Here is a 21,653-nt window from a genome sequence, read left to right as displayed (position 1 = left end):
CAGGGCCATGCCCAAAGGAGTGCCGGCCACCGTCCCCGACGACGGACTGACCACCCGTCAACGCCGCAACGCGCCGGTTCTGGGCGTCAACACAGGGGACGGCAAAGGGAAGTCGACCGCGGCTTTCGGGATGGCCATGCGGGCCTGGAATGCGGGGCTGAGCGTAGCGGTGTTTCAGTTCGTCAAGAGCGCGAAATGGCGGGTCGGGGAGGAGTCCGCGCTGCGGGCACTGGGGGATCTGCACTCCTCGACCGGAGCGGGCGCGCCGGTGTCCTGGTTCAAGATGGGCAGCGGGTGGTCTTGGCTGCGCGCCAACGACACCGCACACGACGATCACGCCGAGGCCGCTCGCGCCGGCTGGCGGGAGGTTTCGCGGTGCCTGGCCGCGCAAGAACACGACTTCTACGTGCTCGACGAGTTCACCTACCCGCTGGACTGGGGCTGGCTCGACGTCGACGAGGTCGTCACGACGCTGCGCGACCGGCCCGGGCGCCAACACGTCATCATCACCGGGCGCCGAGCGCCGGCGGCGCTCATCGAGGCGGCCGATCTGGTGACCGAGATGGTCAAGCTGAAGCACCCGATGGACGCCGGGCGCAAAGGGCAGAAGGGCATCGAGTGGTAGCCGGGACGGGTGCGCCCCGGTGATTGCGGTGCCCGCGGTGGTGATCGCGGCCCCCGCATCGGGCAGCGGTAAGACGACCGTCACGACCGGTCTGATCGGCGCTCTGCGCAACGCCGGGCACGCGGTGGCGCCGTTCAAGGTGGGCCCGGACTACATCGACCCCGGGTACCACGCGCTCGCGGCCGGGCGGCCCGGGCGCAACTTGGATCCGAATCTCGTTGGGGAGCAACTGATCCCGAGTCTGTACCGCGCGGGTAGCAGGGGTGCGGACATCGCCGTCGTCGAGGGGGTGATGGGACTGTTCGACGGGCGGATCAGGCCGGAGTCGGCGGCCGAGGGATTCGGGTCGACCGCCCATGTCGCCACGTTGCTCGGGGCACCGGTGATTCTCGTCGTCGACGTCGCCGGGCACAGCCAGTCGGTGGCCGCGCTGTTGCATGGCTTCCTCGCTTTCGACGCCGCCGTGCATGTCGCCGGGGTCATTCTCAACCGGGTCGGCTCCGCACGGCACGAGGAAGTCGTCCGGGCCGCGGCCGAGTCCGTCGGACTGCCCGTGGTGGGAGTGCTGCGGCGCGACGACAGCCTGTCGGTACCCTCGCGCCACCTGGGTCTCATCCCGGCGGCCGAGCGGTCCCCGGAGGCGCGCGCGGCGGTGGCCGCGATGACCGGGCTGGCGGCGGCGTCGATTGATCTCGCGGCCGTGGCCGGCCTCGCCCGGACAACGGTCACCGCCGCGCCCTGGTCCGCGGCGACGGAGGTGGGGGAACCGGTGCCGGGCGGGCCGGTGGTGGCCATGGCCGCCGGTCCCGCCTTCACGTTCGGATACCCCGAGCATGCGGAACTGCTGGCGGCGGCCGGGGCGCGGGTCGTCGAGTTCGATCCACTGACCGAGTCGCTGCCCGTCGGCACGTCGGCACTGGTCCTCGGTGGCGGCTTCCCCGAAGAGCACACCACGACGCTGAGCGCCAACGAACCGCTGCGCACCGCGGTGCGGGCACACGTGATGGCAGGACGTCCGGTGCACGCCGAATGCGCCGGATACCTGTACCTCACCGCCGGGGTGACGCGCGCCGGCCGACCCGGCGCTCAGCTGGTCGGGGCGCTGCCCGTCACCGCCGAGTTCGGGGCACGGTTGACGCTGGGCTACCGCGACGCGGTGGCGCTGGCCGACTCGGTTCTCTACCGGGCCGGGGACCGGGTCACCGGCCACGAGTTTCATCGCAGCACCGTCGGCGTCGGCCCCGATCCGGCCTGGGGGTGGCAGGCGGGCGGTCCGCAGGTCGACGGCTGCATCCTCCGCGGTGTTCACGCCTCATTCCTGCACGTGCATCCGGCCGCCGTTCCGGCGGCAATGAAACGGTTCGTGACCGCGGCCGGCGCCGCGGCGGCAACGAGTGAGGGCTGAATGGACAAACTCTCCGCGGCGGCCGGCCTGGACAGCCTGCACGCCACTCTCAATACGCTGGCGCGGCACAGCCTCCGGCCGGACAAGGCGCGCGATCTGCTCGAGTCGGTGCTCGTCGTCAGCCAGGGGCTCGAACTCGACCAGGCGCTCCAGCGCATCGTCGATGTCGCCGCCCGCGTCCTCGACGCGCGCTACGTCGCGTTGGGGGTCCGGGCCTCCGACGGCGGATTACGCGAGTTTGTCTACACCGGCATCACCCCGGAGGTGCGGGCGACGATGGGCTCGCTCCCACGGGGCCGCGGCGTGCTCGGTTTGCTGATCAATGAGCCGCAGGTGCTGCGCATCGGCGACCTGTCCACACATCCGTCATCGGTGGGCTTCCCACCGAATCACCCGCCGATGCACAGTTTCCTCGGCGCCCCGATCCTCATTCGCGGCGAGGTGTTCGGCAGCATCTACCTCACCGAGAAGCGGACCGCCGACGAGTTTTCCGCAGTCGACGAAGCACTGATCGGCGTCTTGGCCGTCGCCGCCGGGATCGCCGTCGACAATGCCCGCGGGTTTGAGCGCGCCCGGATCAGGCACACCTGGATGGAGCTGATCGCGCATCGCGGAGCCGAGCCGCTCGCGGGCGTCAGCCTCGTCGCCAACCTCAACAACATCTGTGCCGACGTGGCGGAGTTGACCGGGGCGCGGGCCGTTTACGTGTACCAGACCGAGGATTCGGCGGCGACGCTGCGGGCGAACTCGGGGTGGCCCGGTGCCGTCGATGCGGTGCGCTTCGGCGAGACGATCACCGCGTCCGCCGAACTGCGCGTCCTGTCCGACGACGAGGTGCCCGGCTGGGGAGACCGCGACGGCGGGTGGCTCACCGTCGTGCCGCTCGTGCGCGGACCGTGGGTGTACGGGGCCATCGTGATCCACCAGGACGGCAAGCCCGACTGGGAGACCGAGGAGCGCTCCGGGCTCGCCGGCGTCGCCGAGATCGCCTCACTGGCGATCGCCTACGCCGAACGCCGGGAAATGGGACGGCGGCTCGAGATGCTGGAGGATCGCCACCGCATTGCCCGTGACCTGCATGATCACGTCATTCAGCGGCTTTTTGCGATGGGACTGACCCTGCAGGCGCTGATGGCGTCCCGCGACGGTGAGGAGCCCGTCGCCCCCGGTGACACCCAGCAGGAGCGCCTCGCGCGGGTGCTGAGCGACCTCGACGGGACGATCGCGCAGATCCGCACCTCGATCTTCGATTTGCAGACCGCTGACCCCGCGCGGACACCGACGTTGCGCCGCCGGGTCCTGGCGGTAGTCGGCCAGGTGTCCGGGCACGCCGAGGTTACCCCGATGGTGCGCTTCGACGGCCCGGTGGATACCGTCGTCATCCCCGAATTGGCCAGCCATGTCGACGCGGTGGTCCGCGAGGGAATCAGCAACGCGCTGCGGCATTCGGGTGCTGATCGGATCGAGGTGCGCGTCGGCGCAGAGCCGCGGGCCGGCGAGCTCATCGTCGAGATCACCGACGACGGCCGGGGAATCAGTCCCGGCGCCCGGCGCAGCGGGCTGGAGAACCTGCGGATGCGGGCGCGGGAGTGGGAGGGCGAATTCTCCGTCGGACCGGGCCTCAGTGGTCGTGGCACCCGCCTGCTGTGGCAGGTCCCGCTCGTCGAGCGCAAGCAGGAGTAGGCGCGGCGGGGCGCCGCCGTCAGGAGTCGCGCTGGGACGTCTTGGTCGCCAGCACCGCCACCTGGGTGCGGCTGGAGAGGTCGAGCTTGGCCAGGATGCGGGTCACATTGTTCTTGATCGTCTTCTCCGCAAGGTGCATCCGCTTGGCAATGATCCGGTTGGTCAGGCCCTCGCCGATCAGGTCGACGATCTCGCGCTCGCGGTCGGTCAGCTTCGAGAACGGATCGTCGGCGGTGGTGCTGCGGCCGCGCAGGCGATCCATGAGCGCGGCCGTGCTGCGCTGGTCGAGCAGATTGCCGCCGCCGGCCACGGTGCGGACCGCGGAGACGAGGTTCTGGCCGAGGATCTGCTTGAGCACGAATCCCGAGGCTCCGGCCATCACGGCGGCGAGCAGTGCGTCGTCGTCGGCGTAACTCGTCAACATCAGGCAGTTGGTATCGGGACATTGGGAGCGGATCTCGCGGCACAGTTCGACGCCGCTGCCGTCGGGCAGCCGCACGTCGAGGACCGCGACATCGGGCGGGTCGTTGGTGATGCCGACGAGCGCCTCGGACACGCTGGCCGCCTCGCCGATAACGGTGATGTCGTCGGCGGTTCCCAGCAGATCGCGCAGACCACGCCGGACTAGTTCGTGATCGTCGACGATGAAGACGCGCACGGGGGTGGTGGACATGGCTCAAACGGTACCTGGGTCCTCGCCGGATCGGGACGCATGTCGTCGGGCCGCGAGGACTTTTGGCTCATGCGGTGGCCCGGCACTCCAGGCAGGGTCGTTGGTATGACTGCTACAGATGTGATTTCCCTGACCGAGAAGATGAGTGGAGCCGACCTCCTCTCGGAGTTGGAGTCGGTGGCCGCGGCCGAAGTCGACCGGCACATGAAGGCGGCAGTCGACTGGCACCCGCACGACTACGTGCCGTGGGACGACGGGCGGAACTTCGCCTTCCTCGGTGGCGTCGACTGGGATCCGGAGCAGTCGCAGCTGTCCGAGACCGCCAAGGCGGCGATGATCACCAACCTGCTCACCGAGGACAACCTGCCGTCCTACCACCGTGTCATTGCCCAGAACTTCTCCCTCGATGACGCGTGGGGCTTCTGGGTGGGTCGCTGGACCGCGGAGGAGGCGCGCCACTCCATGGTGATGCGCGACTACCTGGTGGTCACGCGCGGCGTCGACCCGGTGGAGTTGGAGAACACGCGGATGATCCACATGACGCACGGCTATGACCCGCTCGACCACGCGCGCGCCGCGCACAACCTCGAGCCGTCGTTCCAGGGCAACACCGCCTTCGAGATGCTGCTCTCGGTGACTTACGTCAGCTTCCAGGAACTCGCCACGCGAGTCAGCCACCGCAATACCGGCAAGGCCTGCGGCGATCCGATCGCCGACCGCATGCTTCAGCGCGTCGCCGCCGACGAGAACCTGCACATGATGTTCTACCGCAACATCGTCTCCGCGGCGCTCGACGTGGTGCCCGACTTGGCGATGGCCGCGATCTATTCGATCGTGTCGAACTTCGCGATGCCGGGTGCGACGATGCCGAACTTCCGTCGCAACGCCGTGCTGATCGCCAAGGATGGCATCTACGATCTGCCACAGCACCGCACCGAGGTGCTCCGGCCGGTGCTGCGCAAGTGGCGGATCTTCGACCGCGACGACTTCGGTCCGGTCGGCCAGTACTACCGCGACGAGTTGCAGACGTTCCTGGCCGACCTTGACGTCAAGGTCGACAAGTTCGAGGAGTCCCGCGCCCGGGCCCTGCAGCGCATGCAGGCAAAAGCAGACCGGGACCGGGCGGCCGTCTAACCCGTCGGTACCCTTGGCGGCTATGGCAGCGACGGACCGGCCGGGCACGGCACACTATCTGGCCGGTTTGAACCTATCTGGGCGCACGGTCGTCGTCGTCGGCGGCGGGTCGGTCGCACAGCGCCGACTGCCCAACCTGCTCGCCGCCGGTGCCCGGGTCGTGGTCGTCGCGCTCGACCCGACCCCGGCCGTTGAGTCCAACCCCCAGGTCGAGGTCGTGCGCCGCGCCTATGCCGAGGGCGATCTCGACGGTGCTTGGTACGTCATCGCGTGCACCGACGACCCGGCGGTCAATGCGGCCGTCGTCGACGAGGCGACGCGGCTCCGTATCTTCTGCGTCCGCGCCGACGATGCGCGCCTCGGTTCTGCGGTGACCCCGGCCAGTGGCCGGGTGGGGGAGTTGGCCGTCGGAGTCCTCGCCGCGGGCGACCATCGGCGCTCGGCCCGGGTGCGCGACCGGCTCATGGCGGTCGTGGACGACACCATCGGCGCAGTGCCGTTGCCGGTTCAGCCCCACGCGGCCGGCGTCGCGCTGGTCGGCGGCGGGCCCGGCGATGCCGATCTGATTACCGTGCGGGGGCGGACCCTGCTGGCCCGCGCCGATGTCGTCGTGGCCGACCGCCTGGCCCCGGCCGAGCTGTTGGCGAGCCTTGGGCCGGACGTGGAGGTGATCGACGCCGCCAAGGTCCCGTACGGCCGGGCGATGCGCCAGGAGGCGATCAACTCCGTCCTGGTGGACCGGGCGAAGGCAGGCAAGTTCGTGGTCCGACTCAAAGGCGGCGACCCCTACGTCTACGGGCGTGGTTTCGAGGAACTGCAGGCCTGCGTCGCCGCGGGAGTGCCCGTCACCGTTGTCCCAGGGGTGACCAGCGCGATCTCGGCGCCCGCGCTCGCCGGAATTCCGGTCACCCATCGCGGCGTCACGCACGAAGTCGTCATCGTGTCCGGCCACGTCCGGCCCGATCATCCGGACTCCCTGACCGACTGGTCGGCGCTCGCGCAGCTGCGCGGAACCATCGTATTGATGATGGGGGTGGAACGTCTCGATGCGTTCGCCGCCGCGTTGCTCGACGGCGGCCGCGACCCCCGGACCCCGGTTGCCATGATTGAGAATGCGTCGTTGCCGACTCAGCGGACCCTGCGTGCCGACCTTGCGACGGCCGTGGCGGTGGCTGCCACCGGCGGACTGAAGCCGCCGGCCATCGTCGTCATCGGCCCGGTGGCGGGCTTCACCGAAGGTGTGGTGGCGACGGGGTGAACGCCGCTCACATCAGGCGGAGAACGCCGATGGCGACGAGTAGCACGGCGACCAGGTAGCCGGCGGCTTTCACCACGGCGTTCTTGTGTTCGCGGGCGAGCGAGAAGGTGCGACTGAAGATGGAATCAGGTGTCTTGCGTACCAGCCCGAGGAGCAGAGCCGCAACGATGGGCAGGCTCAGTGCGACGGTGGCGTAGAGGAATAGTCCCAGGTAGCGCTGCGTTGCCGGAATGTCGCTGGCCGAGAGGACCGCAAGCCCAGCGAAGAACGGTACGGATGTCGCCGACTGGATCACGCCCAGAATCAGGCCGGCGAGGACCGTGATCGGTGAGGGGGAGCGCAGCGGTTCCAGGATCCGGTTGATCAGTTTCGACGAGTCGCCCCCGCGGATGGTGAGAATCGCGGTGACGACACCGGTAAGGATCAGCAGGCCGCCGAAGAACGCCGACTCGACGACGTGCTTGACGAATTCGCCGAGGCCGTCGAAGGCCAACAAGACGATCAGTGCGAGTACGAGGACGCCGAGCCAGTCGCCGAATAGCAGCAGCGCGGAGACCGGTGCGTAACGCCCCTTCGTCGAAATCAGGGCCAAGGCCACCAGGACGCCGATGAGCAGGACATTCACCGCATCGACGAAAGCGTAGGCGAGGGCGTTGAGCATTGCTGGTCGCTCTCCGATCCTTCGTCAGTCGCACCGGGCGATGCACCCGGCGTTGAAGTCTAACGTCCGCGCGCGCCGCGGCTCGCATCGGCAAGTGCGCGCACACCTGTGTGAACCTGTCAGACGGTGAGGACGACGACGGTGGTCGGGTTCGCCAACTCGACCCGCTGACCGGCGTCGGCGAGCACTGCGGCCACCGTGTTGATGTCGTCTACCCGGCGACGCGTGCGCACCAGATCGCGGGCCACCAACCCCTTGTAGTGCTTGTTGAAGTGGCTGACCACCGAGCGCGACCCATCGGGCTTTTCGGTCATCACAGTGACGGTCACCGCCCCGTCGACCTTGCCGAGGTTCTGGTACGCGCCCGACCGCAGGTCGACGATGAAACCGTCGATCCCGCTGAAGACGTCGGCCAGCACGGGTTTCCACGTCGTGGTCAGGGATGGTTCGCCGGGCAGTTTGGAGCCGGCGGACAGCCGATAGGCGGGGATCGGGTCGCCGGCACCGAGAACGCCGAACAGTGCCGACCCGACCATCAGCCGGTCCAGGGCCTTGGTTCGCGTTGGCTTTGTCATGCCCGAAAAGTCTAGTGCGTCGTAGAGCACTCCGGTGTAGCGCTCCAGGGCCGGGCGCGTCGGCGCCGTCCACAACTCGGCGTTGCGGTCGACCTCGGCGATGGCGGTCGCGCCCAGCCCCAGTGCGGCTCGGCTGGCATCGAGGTCGGCCGACAGTGTGACGAGTGCATCGACGAGATGGCGGCGCGTTTCGGTGGCCGCGGGGAAGGAGAGGGATGCCAGGTGCAGCGGAGCACCGTCGCCGCCACCCGATTTGCTTTCCGAGGGGGGCAGGATCACGCGCACCCCAGCACCCTAGCCAATGTCGGTGCTCACTAAGCTGATGGCTCGTGATCACCCGCATGTCGACGCTGTTCCTTCGCACCCTCCGAGACGACCCCGCCGACGCGGAGGTGCCGTCGCACAAGCTCCTCGTCCGGGCGGGCTATGTCCGCCGCGCCGCGCCCGGGGTCTACTCGTGGCTGCCGTTGGGCCTGCGGGTGCTGCGCGCGGTGGAGAACGTGGTGCGCGAGGAGATGAATGGCATCGGTGCGCAGGAGATCCTGCTGCCGGCACTGTTGCCGCGCGACCCCTATGAGGCCACCGGCCGCTGGACCGAGTACGGCCCGGCGCTGTTCCGCCTGCAGGACCGCAAGGGCGCCGACATGCTGCTGGGGCCCACGCACGAGGAACTGTTCACGCTCCTGGTCAAGGGCGAGTATTCGTCGTACAAGGATCTGCCGGTGACGCTGTACCAGATCCAGACCAAGTACCGCGACGAGGAGCGGCCGAGGGCCGGCATCCTACGGGGGCGCGAGTTCGTGATGAAGGACTCGTACTCCTTCGACATCTCCGACGCGGGGCTCGCCGCTTCCTATCAGGCCCACCGCGGCGCATATCAGGCGATCATGGATCGACTCGGTGTCGAGTACGTGATCGTCGCGGCAACCTCCGGGGCGATGGGCGGCAGCGCGTCCGAAGAGTTCCTGGCCATCAGCGAGGTTGGCGAGGATACCTTTGTGCGCAGCACCGACGGGACGTATGCGGCCAACGTCGAGGCGGTCGTGACGCCGGCGGGCACGCCGCGCAGCGCTGCCGGACTGCCGGCGGCGGTGGTCCACGAGACGGGTGATACGCCCACGATCGCCACCCTGGTCGAATGGGCCAACGGCACCCTCGGCCGGACGATCGCCGCGGCCGACACCCTCAAGAACGTGCTGGTGAAGGTTCGCCGGCCCGGGCAGGACTGGGAGGTCACCGGCATCGGCGTGCCCGGCGACCGCGAAGTCGACTTCAAGCGCCTCGAGGCGGCGGTGGAGCCGGCCGAGGTCGAGTTGCTCACCGACGCGGACTTTGCCGCCAACCCGGCGCTGGTCCGCGGCTATATCGGCCCCGGCGGGGTCAAAGCGGCGGGCGGCACCTACCTGGTGGACCCGCGCGTCGTCGCCGGCACCGCGTGGATCACCGGCGCCGACGAGGCCGGCAAGCATGTGGTCGACTTGGTCGTCGGCCGCGACTTCACCCCGGACGGGACGATCGAGGCGGCGGAGGTTCGCGATGGCGATCTCGCCCCCGATGGCACCGGCACGCTGGTCTCGGCGAAAGGGATCGAAGTCGGCCACATCTTCCAGCTCGGCCGCAAGTACACCGATGCATTCGACGTCGACGTGCTCGGCGAGGACGGCAAACCGGTCCGGGTCACCATGGGCTCCTACGGGGTCGGCGTGTCCCGCCTGGTGGCGGTTATCGCCGAGCAGATGCACGACGAGAAGGGTCTGCGCTGGCCGCGCGAGGTTGCGCCGTTCGACGTGCATGTGGTGATCGCCAACAAGGATGAGGGAGCCGTTACCGGTGCTCGGGCGCTCGTCGAGCAACTCGACGCGGCGGGGATCGACGTCCTCTTCGACGACCGCAAGGCTTCGCCGGGGGTGAAGTTCAAGGACGCCGAATTGCTCGGGGTGCCGACGGTGGTCGTCGTCGGCCGGGGGTTCGCCGACGGCACGATCGAAGTCCGCGACCGGTTGACGGGCGCGGTGACCGAGGTTTCCGTCGCCGATGCGCCCGCGGTGATTGCCGGTGCCGTCCGCGGCTGACGGCGGGCGCCGACTACTTTGCGCGAGGATCGCCCGGCATGGCGATGGCCGTCGGGGTGATGGCGGCGACACCGCGCCAGTACACCGCACGGACCGCTGATTCGGTCAGCCCGTCGACGCCGAGCTGCCGGAGGGCATCGGTGTCGGCCTGTTCGACCAGCACGCGGTGGGTGATCGCGGTGTCGTTCTCGGCGGCGACGGCGGCGCGCCCGGCCGAACGCACATCGGTGATGGGCACTGTTAGCTGGTAGCCGGGGGCGGGGGCCGGGACCTGGCCGCCGGCCTTGACGAGCGCATCGGCCAACGCGCGGCGGCGCACCCGGTGCGCGGCGATGTCGACCGCGACGTGGCTGCGCACATCGTTGCGGGTGAAGGCGGTCATCACCCCGTAGGTGAAGATCGCGGCGTCCTCGGCGCGGACGGCGGCGCTGAGCGCATCGACGACGGTCATGCGAGCACCCCCGGCAGGCTGGCGATGGACGCGCAGATCGAGGCGGTCAGACCGGCCTGGAATCCGCTGGCGGTGGTGGCGACCTGTCTGGCGGCGACCGCGTCGGTGGTGAGGCCGGCGCGGAACTCGGCGAGTCCGGCGGGTTGCGGCCGCGCCGGGGTGGATGTGCCCGGGGTCGCGGAACCGGGTGTCGCGGAACCGACCGCCGGCGATGCGCTCGGGGTCGTGATCAACGCCACCGAGGCCGGATGCAACCGGGTGATCTCGTCGCGCAGCAGTCGGGCGTGCTCGTCGCGGATGATGGCGATCTCGTTGAGCGCGGCAACCCGGCCGGGTTCGGCGGCTCCGAGTCGGCGCGCGTCGTCCGCCGATGCGGTGGCCGCGATGGCCAATGGTACGAGGCGTCCGGCCAGGACTTCCTCGGCTGATGGTTCAGTGCTGCAGGAGGTCAATGCGGCCGTGCCGAGCGGTACGGCGATGGCGGAGACGGCGACACCGCGAAGCAGGGCGCGGCGGGTCAGGGAAGGCACGACGGCAATAATGCCATCGCTTAGACTTCTGTGGTGCACACCGGGGCTTGTCGGCGCGTGTGATCAGGGTAGATCGAGAGGCTCGTTCGCGAGCATGAGGAGGGAACGTGGCACCGGATCGCAGTGAGGTCGCAGCGCTCGTCGAGCCCATTGTCGTCGGCGCGGGCTTCGACGTCGACGACGTGGCGGTGCAGCGGCACCCGGGTAGCGATGACGCGTCGATCACGATCGTCGTCGACGGTGATGAGGGAGTCGGTCTTGAGGCGCTCACCGAACTGACACGCACGCTGACCGCACGATTGGATCAGCAGCCGTGGGCGCAGCAGTACGCGCTGGAGGTGATGTCGCGCGGGGTGGAGAGTCCGCTGACGCTGCCGCGGCATTGGCGCCGCAACCACGGCCGCAAGGTCGAGTTGGTGATTGGCGGCACCGCCGGAATCGGGGAGACGGTACACGGCCGAATCGGTAATCTCATCGGCGATACGGTTTCGGTCGTCGTCAACCGCAAGGGGCGGCTCGGCGTGCGCGAGGTGGCGCTGGCCGACGTGGAATCGGCCGTCGTCGCCGTCGAGTTCGGTGAGCCGAGCCCAGCGGAGCTGCGGCTTTGCCGAGGCGATGACTAACCCGTTCGGCGCCCACCGCACCCGATAGCCGACAACTGAATACTGAAACAACTGAACACCGAAAAAGTGAATAGGAGTCACCACCAGATGAACATCGACATCGCGGCGCTGCGCATGATCGAGCTGGACAAGGGCATCCCGATCGACACCGTCATCACCACCATCGAGACGGCGCTGCTCACCGCCTACCGGCACACCGACGGCTTCGTGCCGCATGCGCGGATCGAAGTCAACCGCAAGACCGGCGAGGTCCGGGTCATGGCGCAGGAGCTCGACGATGCCGGCGTCGTCGTGCACGAATGGGACGACACCCCCGAGGGGTTCGGCCGGATCGCCGCGACGACCGCGCGTCAGGTGATCTTGCAGCGGCTGCGCGACGCAGAGAACGAGCGGAACTTCGGCGAACTCGTCGCCCATGAGGGGGAGATCGTCGGCGGGGTGGTCCAGCGCGACGTCCGGGCCAATGCGCGCGATCTCGTCGTCGTCGCCATCGGCAACGAGGCGGACGGCACGGAGGGCGTTATTCCGGCCGCCGAACAGGTGCCCGATGAGGTCTACGAGCACGGCGACCGTCTCAAGTGCTATGTCGTCGGCGTGACCCGCGGCGCCCGCGGCCCGCAGATCACCTTGTCGCGCACCCACCCCAACCTGGTGCGCAAACTGTTCGAACTCGAAGTGCCGGAGGTCGCGAACAAGGCGGTGGAGATCGTCGCGGTGGCCCGAGAGGCCGGTCATCGCAGCAAGATCGCCGTCCACACCGGGGTGCCGGACTTGAATGCGAAAGGCGCCTGCATCGGGCCGATGGGCCAGCGCGTGCGGAACGTGATGAGCGAGCTCGCCGGCGAGAAGATCGACATCATCGATTACTCCAACGACCCGGCGGTGTTTGTCGCCAACGCGCTGTCACCGGCCAAGGTGTTGTCGGTCACGGTTATCGACGCGGCCACCAAGTCGGCCCGCGTGATCGTCCCGGACTACCAGTTGTCGCTGGCGATCGGCAAGGAGGGCCAGAACGCGCGGCTTGCCGCGCGTTTGACGGGGTGGCGGATCGACATCCGTTCTGACGCGGATCCTGAGCCGGCGGCAGCGCCCTCGGACGCGCCGGTATGACATTGGGGAACGGTGCAGGCTAGACTAGTAAAGGTTGTGCGAGATCTCGCCCGGTCCACGGAGAATACGATGCGTCACCGTCCGATGAGGATGTGCGTTGGTTGCCGTGGTCGAGCGGATCGGACGCAACTGGTCCGAGTCACCGCCCGATGCGGTGACACCGGGCCGGTGGTCGAGATCGACCATCGCAAGACCCAGCCCGGCCGTGGCGCCTGGTTGCACCCGTCGGCCGACTGCGTGTCGGCGGCAGTGCGCCGGAGAGCATTCGGCTCGGCGCTGCGGGTCGACGGACTTGCCGTCGACCCAGTCGGCCTGATCGCCTCGCTGAACTCAGCGGGCGATGGAGGCCAATCGGAAGAACAGGTAGCGCAGGACATGAGCACACCGTGAAGTTCCCACGATGAGCACGTTTCGGAGTTAACCGAGGTCGTAGCGGGTGTCCGCTCGACCTCCAAGTGAGGAGAGCAGTGGCAGGCAAGGCCCGCGTTCACGAACTAGCCAAGGAATTGGGCGTAACGAGCAAGCACGTGCTCGAACGTCTCAAAGAGCAGGGCGAGTTCGTCAAGTCAGCGTCGTCGACCGTTGAGGCCCCGGTGGCCCGACGACTACGCGAATCATTCCCCAAGGCCGCTGGATCGGCCGCCGCCGACGAGGCCGTGAAGGCCCCGGCGCCGAAGGCGGCGACGCCGTCGCCCGCCGGACCCGCGGCTGCCGCGAAACCCGCTGGACCCACGTCTGCTGGACCCACGTCTGCTGGACCCACGTCTGCTGGACCCACGTCTGCTGGGCCCAAGCCCGCTGGACCCAAGCCCGCTGGGCCGACACCTGCGCCGCCGGCTGCGGGACCCCCGGCTGCCGCGTCCCCGGCCGCGGCGGCGAAACCGGGCGGGCCCAAGCCCGTGGCTGCGCCGACACCGCAGGCTGCGGTGCCGACCGCTCCCGCAGCGCCGGCCGCCCCGGCATCCGCCGCGCCGGCCGCCTCGTCCGCTCCCGCTCCGAGCGCTGCGCGACCGGGCCCCAAGCCGGGCCCGCGCGCTCCCCGCGTCGGCAACAACCCGTTCTCGTCGGCACCCGCGCCGGCACCGCGACCGATGGGCCCGCGCCCGGGTACCGGTGCGGCCGGACCTCGCCCGGGCGGTCCCCGTCCAGGTGGCGGCACCCGGCCGAGCCCCGGCGGTATGCCGCCACGCCCGAATCCGGGTGCGATGCCCAGCCGTTCCGCGCGTCCCGACAGCGCCCGTCCCGGTCGCGGTGGACCCGGCGGCGGCGGCAACCGTCCCGGCGGCGGTGGCTTCCGTGGTGGACCCGGTGGCGGCGGCGCGCCGACTACCGGTGCACCTCCCGGTGGTGGCTTCCGTGGCCGTCCCGGCGGTGGCGGTGGCGGTGCCCGTGGTCGCGGTGGTGCGGCCGGCGCCTTCGGCCGGCCCGGTGGTGCACCCCGTAAGGGGCGCAAGTCCAAGCGTCAGAAGCGTCAAGAGTACGACTCGATGCAGGCTCCGGCCGTCGGCGGCGTTCGGCTGCCGCGCGGCGACGGGCAGACCATCCGCCTCGCGCGCGGTGCGTCGCTGTCCGACTTCGCAGACAAGATCGACGCCAACCCGGCTGCACTGGTGCAGGCGCTGTTCAACCTTGGCGAGATGGTCACCGCGACCGAGTCGGTTAACGATGAGACCTTGGAGCTGCTCGGCTCTGAGATGAACTATGTCGTCCAGGTCGTCAGCCCGGAGGATGAGGACCGCGAGCTCCTGGAGAGCTTCGACCTCACCTATGGCGAGGACGAGGGCGATGAGGAGGATCTCGCGCAGCGGCCGCCGGTCGTCACCGTGATGGGCCACGTCGATCACGGCAAGACCCGACTGCTCGACACGATCCGGCAGGCTAACGTCCGCGAGGCCGAGGCCGGTGGCATCACCCAGCACATTGGCGCGTACCAGGTGAACACCAACCTCAACGGAGCCGAGCGGTTGATCACCTTCATCGACACCCCCGGTCACGAGGCGTTCACCGCCATGCGTGCCCGTGGTGCGAAGGCGACCGACATCGCCATCCTGGTCGTCGCAGCTGATGACGGCGTCATGCCGCAGACAGTTGAGGCGGTCAACCACGCTCAGGCGGCCGATGTGCCGATCGTCGTGGCGGTCAACAAGATCGACAAGGAAGGCGCCGACCCGGCCAAGATCCGCGGCCAGCTGACCGAGTACGGCTTGGTTCCCGAGGAGTACGGCGGCGACGCGATGTTCGTCGACATCTCGGCCAAGCAGGGGGAGAACATCGACACTCTCCTCGAGGCGGTCCTACTCACTGCGGATGCGTCGCTTGATCTGCGGGCCAATCCGGACATGGATGCCCAGGGCGTCGCGATCGAGGCCCACCTCGACCGCGGTCGTGGTCCGGTGGCGACCGTGCTCATCCAGCGCGGCACCCTGCGCGTGGGCGACTCGATCGTCGCCGGTGACGCATACGGTCGGGTGCGCCGCATGGTCGATGAGCACGGTGCCGACATCGAAGAGGCGCTGCCGTCGCGCCCGGTCCAGGTCATCGGCTTCACGTCGGTGCCGGGGGCCGGCGACAACGTGCTGGTCGTGGACGAGGACCGGACCGCCCGGCAGATCGCCGATCGTCGCGCGGCGCGCAAGCGCAACGCGATGGCGGCGCGCAGCCGCAAGCGGATCAGCCTCGAGGACCTGGATTCGGCGCTGAGGGAGACCAGTCAGCTGAACCTGATCCTCAAGGGCGACAACTCGGGAACCGTGGAGGCGCTCGAAGAGGCATTGCTGGGCATCGAGATCGACGACGAGGTATCGCTGCGTGTCATCGACCGCGGTGTCGGCGGCGTGACCGAGACCAACGTCAACCTTGCTGCCGCATCCGACGCGATCATCATCGGGTTCAATGTGCGCGCCGAGGGCAAGGCCACTGAGCTGGCCAACCGCGAGGGCGTCGACATTCGGTACTACTCGGTCATCTACCAGGCGATCGATGAGATCGAGAGTGCGCTCAAGGGCATGCTCAAGCCGGTGTACGAAGAGGTCGAACTCGGCCGCGCCGAGATCCGGGCGATCTTCAAGTCGTCGAAGGTCGGCAACATCGCCGGTTGCATGGTCAAGTCCGGCTTGATCAAGCGCAACGCGAAGGCGCGCCTGCTGCGTGACAACGTGGTGGTCGCGGAGAACCTGACCGTGTCGTCGCTGCGACGGGAGAAGGACGATGTCACCGAGGTGCGCGAGGGCTTTGAGTGCGGTCTGACGGTGACCTACTCCGACATCAAGGTCGACGACGTCATCGAGAGCTACGAGTTGCAGGAGAAGGCGCGCGACTAGGGGAGACCCGGGTTGCGGGCGTTCTGTCGAAAGGCGGTTCTTCCCATGGTGGATCAGGCGCGTGCGGCCAGGCTGGCCAAGCGCATCTCGGCGATCGTCGCCTCGGCCATCGGATCCGGTGAGATCAAGGATCCCCGGCTGGCCCATGTGACGATTACCGACGCTCGGGTGTCGGGTGATCTGCACGACGCCACGTTGTTCTACACGGTGATGGGCGAGACGATCGATGCCGAGCCCGATTACGAGGGTGCGTCGGCGGCGCTGATCAAGGCCACCGGGCATCTGCGCTCGTTGGTCGGTGCTGGCACTGGCGTTCGGTTCACCCCGACGCTGGCCTTCCAGGTGGACACGGTGCCCGACACCGCGCGCCAGATGGAGGAGTTGGTGGCGCGCGCCCGCGCCAGTGACGAGTTGGTTGCGCGGCAGGCGGCCGACGCGAAGCCTGCGGGAGAAGCGGACCCGTATCGGGACGAGCCCGACCGGTGACTGCCGCCACGGCCCGACCGGTGACTGCCGCCACGGCGGCGGACGTTGCGGCGCGGCTGCGTCAGGCCGATGCGGTGACCATCTTGTGCCATGTCCGGCCGGACCCGGACACTTTGGGCAGTGGGCTCGCGCTCGGTCAGGCGCTGGCAACGTTGGGAAAGTCGGTTGAGGTGGCCTACCCCGGTGACCTGCAGCTCCCCGCGTCGATGGCGGCGCTTCCCGGCAGCGACCTGCTGGTGGCGCCGGCCGCGGTAGTCGGTCATCCGACGGCGGTCTCCGTCGACGCGGCCACCCTGGGTCGGCTGGAGGGACTGGCTGACGTTTTCACGGCCGCACCGACGCGCATCGTGATCGATCATCACGTGTCGAATACCGGCTTCGGGACGGTCGATCTGATCGATCCCGCTTCTGACTGCACGGCGGCGCTGGTGCTCGAGATTGTCGACGCGCTGGATGTCGATCTCACCGAATCCATTGCCACCTGCATCTATGCAGGTTTGGTGACCGATACCGGGTCCTTCAAGTGGGCGCGGCCAGCCTCGTTCGGGATTGCTGCCCGGCTGCTGCAGGCCGGGGTCGACGGGGCGCGGTGGAGCCGACAGCTCCTCGACAGCCACCCGTTTGCCTGGTTCCGAGTCGTAGGTGAGGTTCTTGCGCACGCCTGTCTCGTCGAATCTGCTTGTGGCGGAGCCGGTCTGGTGTACACGACGGTGCCGCACGAACTCTTGTCCGCGATGCCCTGGGATGAGTCCGAGAGCCTCATCGACCTGGTCCGCACCGCGCGCGAGGTGGAGGTGGCCGCGGTATTCAAGGAGTCCGAGCCGGGTCGGTGGAACGTGTCACTGCGCTCCAAGGACAGCATTGACGTGACCACGATCGCCCGCGCCTTCGGCGGCGGTGGCCATGTCCGTGCCGCTGGGTACAGCGCTACCGGGAGTGCGGCCGAGGTGACGGCTGCGCTGGTAGCTCTTCTGGACTAGTGCCTGTGCCCGAGACAAGCCCCGTGGCACCCGGTAGAGCTGGGGAAACGGGTGCTCATGGGCGACCGGGCAGCTCTGCGCACCGGGCGGGTGCAGCGCCCGGCCCGGCGGGGCGGTCTGCGATGATCGGCGGATGCGCCGCATCGCCGATCTCGCATTCTCGGCCCTCATCGTGCTGATCGCGGCACCGCTGTACCTGCTCCTGGATCTGGCGGTCGTCGGTCGCCTCGGTGCCCGCGAACTCGCCGCGCTGGGTGTCGGCACCCTGGTCCTGGCCGTCCTCAGCACCCAGTTGACGTTCCTGACCTACGGCACGACCGCCCGGTCGGCCCGACGTTTCGGGGCGGGCGACCGGGATGGGGCCGTCGCTGAGGGTGTGCAGGCGACGTGGATCGCCGTCGCGGCCGGCATGGCGATTGTGGCGGTCGGATACGGTACAGCGCCGTGGATCATGCGGGCACTCGTCCCCGACCCGGCCGTGGCCGCTGACGGTGCCGGATGGCTGCGCATCGCGATCTTCGGGGTGCCGTTGATCTTGGTGTCCATGGCCGGCAACGGCTGGATGCGCGGCGTGCAGACCACCCGGCCGCCGGTCGTCATGGTCGTTGCCGGCCTATCGGTGGCCACCGTGCTCTGTGTCGGCCTGGTCCACGGCGGCGGGCCGTTCCCCCGTCTTGGGCTCGACGGAAGTGCGTGGGCGAATGTTGTCGGGCAGTCGATCACCGGTCTCTTGTTCGCCGGCGCACTGTGGCGAGAACGCACCGACAGCGATGTCGACTGGCGCCCGCACCGCGCAATCATCGGCGCGCAGTTGGTGATGGCCCGGGATCTGATCGCCCGCAGTGCCTCGTTTCAGATGTGCTTTCTCTCCGCGGCCGCGGTGGCGGCGCGCTACTCGGTCGCCGCGGTGGCCGCCCACCAGGTCGCATTGCAGGTGTGGGAGTTTTTGAGCCTGCTGCTCGACTCGCTGGCGATCGCCGCGCAGTCACTGGTCGGCGCCGCGCTGGGCGGCGGGTCGGCGGCGGGGGCCCGCGCGGTCGCTCGGCGGGTGACCGTGGTGTCGGTGGGGACCGCCACGGTCGTCGCGGTGTTGCTGGCCGCGGGTGCCGGGGTTCTGCCGCGCCTGTTCAACTCCGATCCGCAGGTTCTGGGGGCGATCGCCGTCCCCTGGTGGTTCCTGATCGCCCTGCTGCCGATCGCCGGGATTGTCTTCGCCCTCGACGGCGTCCTGCTCGGGGCGGGCGACGCCGCCTTTCTGCGCACGGCGACGCTGGCTGCGGCGCTGGTCGCCTTCCTGCCGCTGATCTGGACGTCGCACTTCTTCGGCTGGGGGCTCGCCGGGATCTGGTCGGGGTTGCTGGCCTTCATGCTGGTCCGACTCGCCGCGGTTGGCTGGCGCTATCGTTCGGGGGAGTGGGCCCGCGTGAGTACCGGCCGTGCCGGTGACCACCCCGCCAAGGGACGCGGACCCGCGTGGCACGATGGTCGATATGGCAACGCTCTGGGCGATCAGTGATCTGCACGTGGCCCATCGGGGCAACGAGCACATCGTCGACCGCATCCGCCCGAGTACCGCCGACGACTGGCTGATCGTCGCCGGCGATGTTGCCGAGCGGACCGACGATATCGCCGACGTGCTGCGCCGGCTGGCGGCGCGGTTCGCGACAGTGGTGTGGGTCCCGGGCAACCACGAGTTGTACACGACCGCCAAAGACCCCCTGCAGATCCACGGCGTCGCCCGCTACGACTATCTGGTCCAGCTGGCGCGCGATCTCGGGGTAATCACCCCGGAGGACAGTTACCCGCTGTTCGACCCCGGTGACGGCGGCGACCCGGTCCGCGTCGTGCCGATGTTCCTACTCTACGACTACACGTTCCGCCCCGAGGGCACCGCGACTGCGCTGCAGGCACTCGCCGTCGCCCGTGAGAACAACGTCGTCGCCACCGACGAGTTCCTGCTCTCGCCGGAGCCGTTCGGCACCCGCGACGCGTGGGGCCGGGCGCGCATGGAAGCCACCGCGGCCCGGCTCGACGCGATCGACCCGACCGAAAAGACCGTGCTCATCAATCATTGGCCGCTGCGCCGCGAACCCACCGAGGTGCTGATGTATCCGGAGTTTGCGCTGTGGTGCGGCAGCGAGGCGACCGCCGACTGGCACCTGCGCTACAACGCCGCCTGCTGTGTCTACGGGCACCTGCATATACCGCGGACCACCTACTACGACGGCATCCGATTCGAAGAGGTCTCGGTGGGCTACCCGCGCGAATGGAAGCGCCGCGGACTGCCCGATCCGTTGATGCGGGCGATCGTCCCGGATGCGACGCCGAGCGACCTCGACGAGCACGGGGCGCGGTTCGAGTTGCCGCCGGACTACCGTGAGCGGGCCGAGGCGCTGCGTCAGCGGCTCGCGGAGCGCCGCGCGCGCACACAGAAAGGAAAGCCGTGACCGAACCGGTCCCCGGTATCAGTACGACGACGATGATCGCCCCGCTCCTGCCGGGCGGGGTCGCCGCGGCCGAGAGCTTCGGCGACCCCGACGGGCTGGTCCCGCTGCCCGCTGAGGAGTCGATTATCGCGCGGGCCGTGGCGAAGCGCCGCAAAGAGTTCATCACTGCCCGGGCCTGCGCCCGTGTCGCACTGGGCGAGTTGGGCATCGATCCGGCGCCGATCATGCGTGGTGAGAAGGACATGCCGCTGTGGCCCGACGGGGTGGTCGGGTCCATCACCCATACCGCGGGCTATCGCGCGGCCATCGTCGCCTACGGGATGGCGATCCGGTCGCTGGGGATCGATGCCGAGCCGCATGAGCCACTGCCCGACGGGGTGCTCGACTTGACGAGCATCGAGGCCGAGCGCGACGTTCTCGCCACGCGCCCGGCCGGCCTGCACTGGGATCGATTGCTCTTCTGCGCCAAGGAGACCACCTACAAGGCTTGGTTCCCGCTGACCCGCCGATGGCTCGGCTTCGAGGACGCGCACATCACGTTCGACCAGACCGGTGACGTGGCCGACGGGGGAGCGCACGGCACCTTCGTCTCGCGCATCCTCATCGATCCTGCGGCGGCCGACGGCGGTGCGCCGCTGCTGGAGCTGCCCGGGCGCTGGCTTGTCGCACGCGGGTTCATCACGACCACCATCGCCCTGCGGTGACCGGGGCACGCTGATGGCCGAGCACGCCCACCTTGAGAGCGCCGGGCTAGTCATCGTCGACAAACCCGCCGGAATTACCAGTCACGACGTGGTGGCCACGTGCCGTAAGGCTTTCAACACTCGTCGCGTCGGCCACGCCGGGACACTCGACCCGATGGCCACCGGCGTGCTGATCGTCGGAATCGAACGTGCGACCAAGCTGCTGGGCCTGCTGTCGCTGACCACGAAGTCCTATGCGGCGACGATCCGGCTCGGTGTCGCCACCGACACCGACGACGCGCAGGGGCAGGTCGTCCGCAGGGTGGCCGCCGACCGGGTGCGCGACGGGGAGATCGCTGCCGAGATCGAGAAGCTGACCGGCGGCATCGAGCAGGTGCCCGCGACGGTCTCGGCGATCAAGGTCGATGGCAAGCGGGCGCATGCGCTCGCCCGCGAGGGTGCGGAGTTCGAGTTGGCCGCCCGGTCGGTGACCGTGTCCAGATTTGACGTCCTGGCGACCAGGCGCAGCGGTGAGGTCGTCGATCTCGACGTCGAGGTCGACTGTTCGTCGGGCACCTACGTACGGGCACTGGCCCGTGACCTCGGGGCCGCCCTGGGGGTCGGCGGGCACCTCACCGCGCTGCGCCGCACCGCCGTCGGGCCGTTCACCCTCGGCCACGCGCGCCCCCTGCCGGAACTGGCGGCAGCGCCCGAGTTGAGCCTGCACATCGACGAGGCGGCCCGGATCGCGTTTCCGCACCGGCAGATCAGTGCCGACGAAGCAGAGGGGATCAGCCAGGGGCGCTGGCTCGATCCGGTCGGGCGCAAGGATGTCTATGTCGTCATCGACCCCGATGACCATCCCATTGCACTGGTGCAGGAGAAGGGGCGGCGCGCCAGTTCGATCATGGTGGTGCGCCCGGCAACGATGCGCTGA

General features: G+C 69.1%; 21 protein-coding genes. 16 read left to right on the top strand and 5 right to left on the bottom strand.

What is annotated here, in order from left to right:
• Positions 1 to 7: 7 nt before the first annotated feature.
• Genes cobO through B4M62_RS10050 form a run of 3 tightly spaced genes read left to right on the top strand, consistent with a single transcriptional unit; the run spans position 8 to position 3,713 of the window.
• Positions 8 to 625 carry a cob(I)yrinic acid a,c-diamide adenosyltransferase gene (gene cobO / locus B4M62_RS10060; protein WP_290707259.1) on the top strand — a complete coding sequence of 206 codons (618 nt, stop codon included), beginning with the start codon at positions 8 to 10 and terminating at the stop codon, positions 623 to 625.
• Between the two features lie 19 nt (positions 626 to 644).
• Positions 645 to 2,030 carry a cobyrinate a,c-diamide synthase gene (locus B4M62_RS10055; RefSeq protein WP_290707257.1) on the top strand — a complete coding sequence of 462 codons (1,386 nt, stop codon included), beginning with the start codon at positions 645 to 647 and terminating at the stop codon, positions 2,028 to 2,030.
• A complete protein-coding gene (locus B4M62_RS10050) occupies positions 2,031 to 3,713 on the top strand; it encodes a GAF domain-containing protein (RefSeq protein ID WP_290707255.1) in 1,683 nt (560 codons plus the stop codon).
• A gap of 19 nt (positions 3,714 to 3,732) precedes the next feature.
• On the opposite strand, the gene B4M62_RS10045 is transcribed toward B4M62_RS10050, so the two are convergent.
• Complete coding sequence (locus B4M62_RS10045; RefSeq protein ID WP_290707253.1) at positions 3,733 to 4,386, bottom strand: response regulator; 654 nt, start codon at positions 4,384 to 4,386, stop codon at positions 3,733 to 3,735.
• A 105-nt stretch (positions 4,387 to 4,491) separates the two neighbouring features.
• Between B4M62_RS10045 and B4M62_RS10040 the strand changes: the two genes are divergently transcribed.
• Positions 4,492 to 5,520: an acyl-ACP desaturase gene (locus B4M62_RS10040; protein ID WP_290707251.1), complete on the top strand. Its 1,029-nt coding sequence runs from the start codon at positions 4,492 to 4,494 to the stop codon at positions 5,518 to 5,520.
• A gap of 22 nt (positions 5,521 to 5,542) precedes the next feature.
• The gene (cobA, locus tag B4M62_RS10035; protein ID WP_290707249.1) at positions 5,543 to 6,778 is read left to right on the top strand and encodes a uroporphyrinogen-III C-methyltransferase; all 1,236 of its coding nucleotides are present in this window, start codon (positions 5,543 to 5,545) and stop codon (positions 6,776 to 6,778) included.
• 7 nt (positions 6,779 to 6,785) lie between these two features.
• On the opposite strand, the gene B4M62_RS10030 is transcribed toward cobA, so the two are convergent.
• Entirely contained in the window at positions 6,786 to 7,439 is a 654-nt protein-coding gene (locus tag B4M62_RS10030) for a GAP family protein (RefSeq protein ID WP_290707247.1), read from the bottom strand.
• A 119-nt stretch (positions 7,440 to 7,558) separates the two neighbouring features.
• Positions 7,559 to 8,299, bottom strand: coding sequence for a peroxide stress protein YaaA (yaaA, locus tag B4M62_RS10025; RefSeq protein ID WP_290707245.1), 741 nt, complete (start codon positions 8,297 to 8,299; stop codon positions 7,559 to 7,561).
• A 44-nt stretch (positions 8,300 to 8,343) separates the two neighbouring features.
• Between yaaA and B4M62_RS10020 the strand changes: the two genes are divergently transcribed.
• On the top strand, positions 8,344 to 10,086 hold the full coding sequence (locus B4M62_RS10020) for a proline--tRNA ligase (RefSeq protein ID WP_290707243.1): 1,743 nt from the start codon (positions 8,344 to 8,346) through the stop codon (positions 10,084 to 10,086).
• A gap of 13 nt (positions 10,087 to 10,099) precedes the next feature.
• Here B4M62_RS10020 and B4M62_RS10015 read toward each other — a convergent pair whose 3' ends face one another.
• Both B4M62_RS10015 and B4M62_RS10010 read right to left on the bottom strand, forming a co-directional pair.
• Entirely contained in the window at positions 10,100 to 10,537 is a 438-nt protein-coding gene (locus B4M62_RS10015) for a ferritin-like domain-containing protein (RefSeq protein WP_290707241.1), read from the bottom strand.
• Complete coding sequence (locus B4M62_RS10010) at positions 10,534 to 11,067, bottom strand: hypothetical protein (RefSeq protein WP_290707239.1); 534 nt, start codon at positions 11,065 to 11,067, stop codon at positions 10,534 to 10,536. Before B4M62_RS10010 ends, B4M62_RS10015 begins: the two co-directional genes overlap by 4 nt.
• A gap of 107 nt (positions 11,068 to 11,174) precedes the next feature.
• On the opposite strand from B4M62_RS10010, the gene rimP reads away from it, so the two are divergent.
• From rimP to truB, 10 genes are all read left to right on the top strand, one after another.
• Positions 11,175 to 11,690, top strand: coding sequence for a ribosome maturation factor RimP (rimP, locus tag B4M62_RS10005; RefSeq protein ID WP_290707236.1), 516 nt, complete (start codon positions 11,175 to 11,177; stop codon positions 11,688 to 11,690).
• 87 nt (positions 11,691 to 11,777) lie between these two features.
• The gene (gene nusA, locus B4M62_RS10000; protein WP_290707234.1) at positions 11,778 to 12,800 is read left to right on the top strand and encodes a transcription termination factor NusA; all 1,023 of its coding nucleotides are present in this window, start codon (positions 11,778 to 11,780) and stop codon (positions 12,798 to 12,800) included.
• Positions 12,801 to 12,869: 69 nt separating this feature from the next.
• Entirely contained in the window at positions 12,870 to 13,190 is a 321-nt protein-coding gene (locus B4M62_RS09995) for a YlxR family protein (protein ID WP_349678350.1), read from the top strand.
• Positions 13,191 to 13,267: 77 nt separating this feature from the next.
• Entirely contained in the window at positions 13,268 to 16,120 is a 2,853-nt protein-coding gene (gene infB, locus B4M62_RS09990) for a translation initiation factor IF-2 (protein ID WP_290707232.1), read from the top strand.
• A gap of 45 nt (positions 16,121 to 16,165) precedes the next feature.
• Complete coding sequence (rbfA, locus tag B4M62_RS09985; RefSeq protein WP_290707230.1) at positions 16,166 to 16,606, top strand: 30S ribosome-binding factor RbfA; 441 nt, start codon at positions 16,166 to 16,168, stop codon at positions 16,604 to 16,606.
• 20 nt (positions 16,607 to 16,626) lie between these two features.
• Entirely contained in the window at positions 16,627 to 17,586 is a 960-nt protein-coding gene (locus B4M62_RS09980) for a DHH family phosphoesterase (protein ID WP_290707447.1), read from the top strand.
• Positions 17,587 to 17,719: 133 nt separating this feature from the next.
• Entirely contained in the window at positions 17,720 to 19,102 is a 1,383-nt protein-coding gene (locus tag B4M62_RS09975; protein WP_290707228.1) for an MATE family efflux transporter, read from the top strand.
• Positions 19,077 to 20,033 carry a metallophosphoesterase family protein gene (locus B4M62_RS09970; RefSeq protein ID WP_290707225.1) on the top strand — a complete coding sequence of 319 codons (957 nt, stop codon included), beginning with the start codon at positions 19,077 to 19,079 and terminating at the stop codon, positions 20,031 to 20,033. Before B4M62_RS09975 ends, B4M62_RS09970 begins: the two co-directional genes overlap by 26 nt.
• Before the next feature lie 32 nt (positions 20,034 to 20,065).
• On the top strand, positions 20,066 to 20,737 hold the full coding sequence (locus B4M62_RS09965; RefSeq protein WP_290707444.1) for a 4'-phosphopantetheinyl transferase family protein: 672 nt from the start codon (positions 20,066 to 20,068) through the stop codon (positions 20,735 to 20,737).
• 13 nt (positions 20,738 to 20,750) lie between these two features.
• Positions 20,751 to 21,653 (top strand): tRNA pseudouridine(55) synthase TruB, encoded by a 903-nt coding sequence (gene truB / locus B4M62_RS09960; protein WP_290707223.1) that lies wholly within the window; start codon positions 20,751 to 20,753, stop codon positions 21,651 to 21,653.

The sequence above is a fragment of the Gordonia sp. UBA5067 genome (genome assembly GCF_002414845.1).
In the GTDB taxonomy this organism is placed as follows: domain Bacteria; phylum Actinomycetota; class Actinomycetes; order Mycobacteriales; family Mycobacteriaceae; genus Gordonia; species Gordonia defluvii.
The sequence above is the reverse complement of the archived record's forward strand: the minus strand, read 5'-3'. Positions and strand labels throughout refer to the sequence as shown.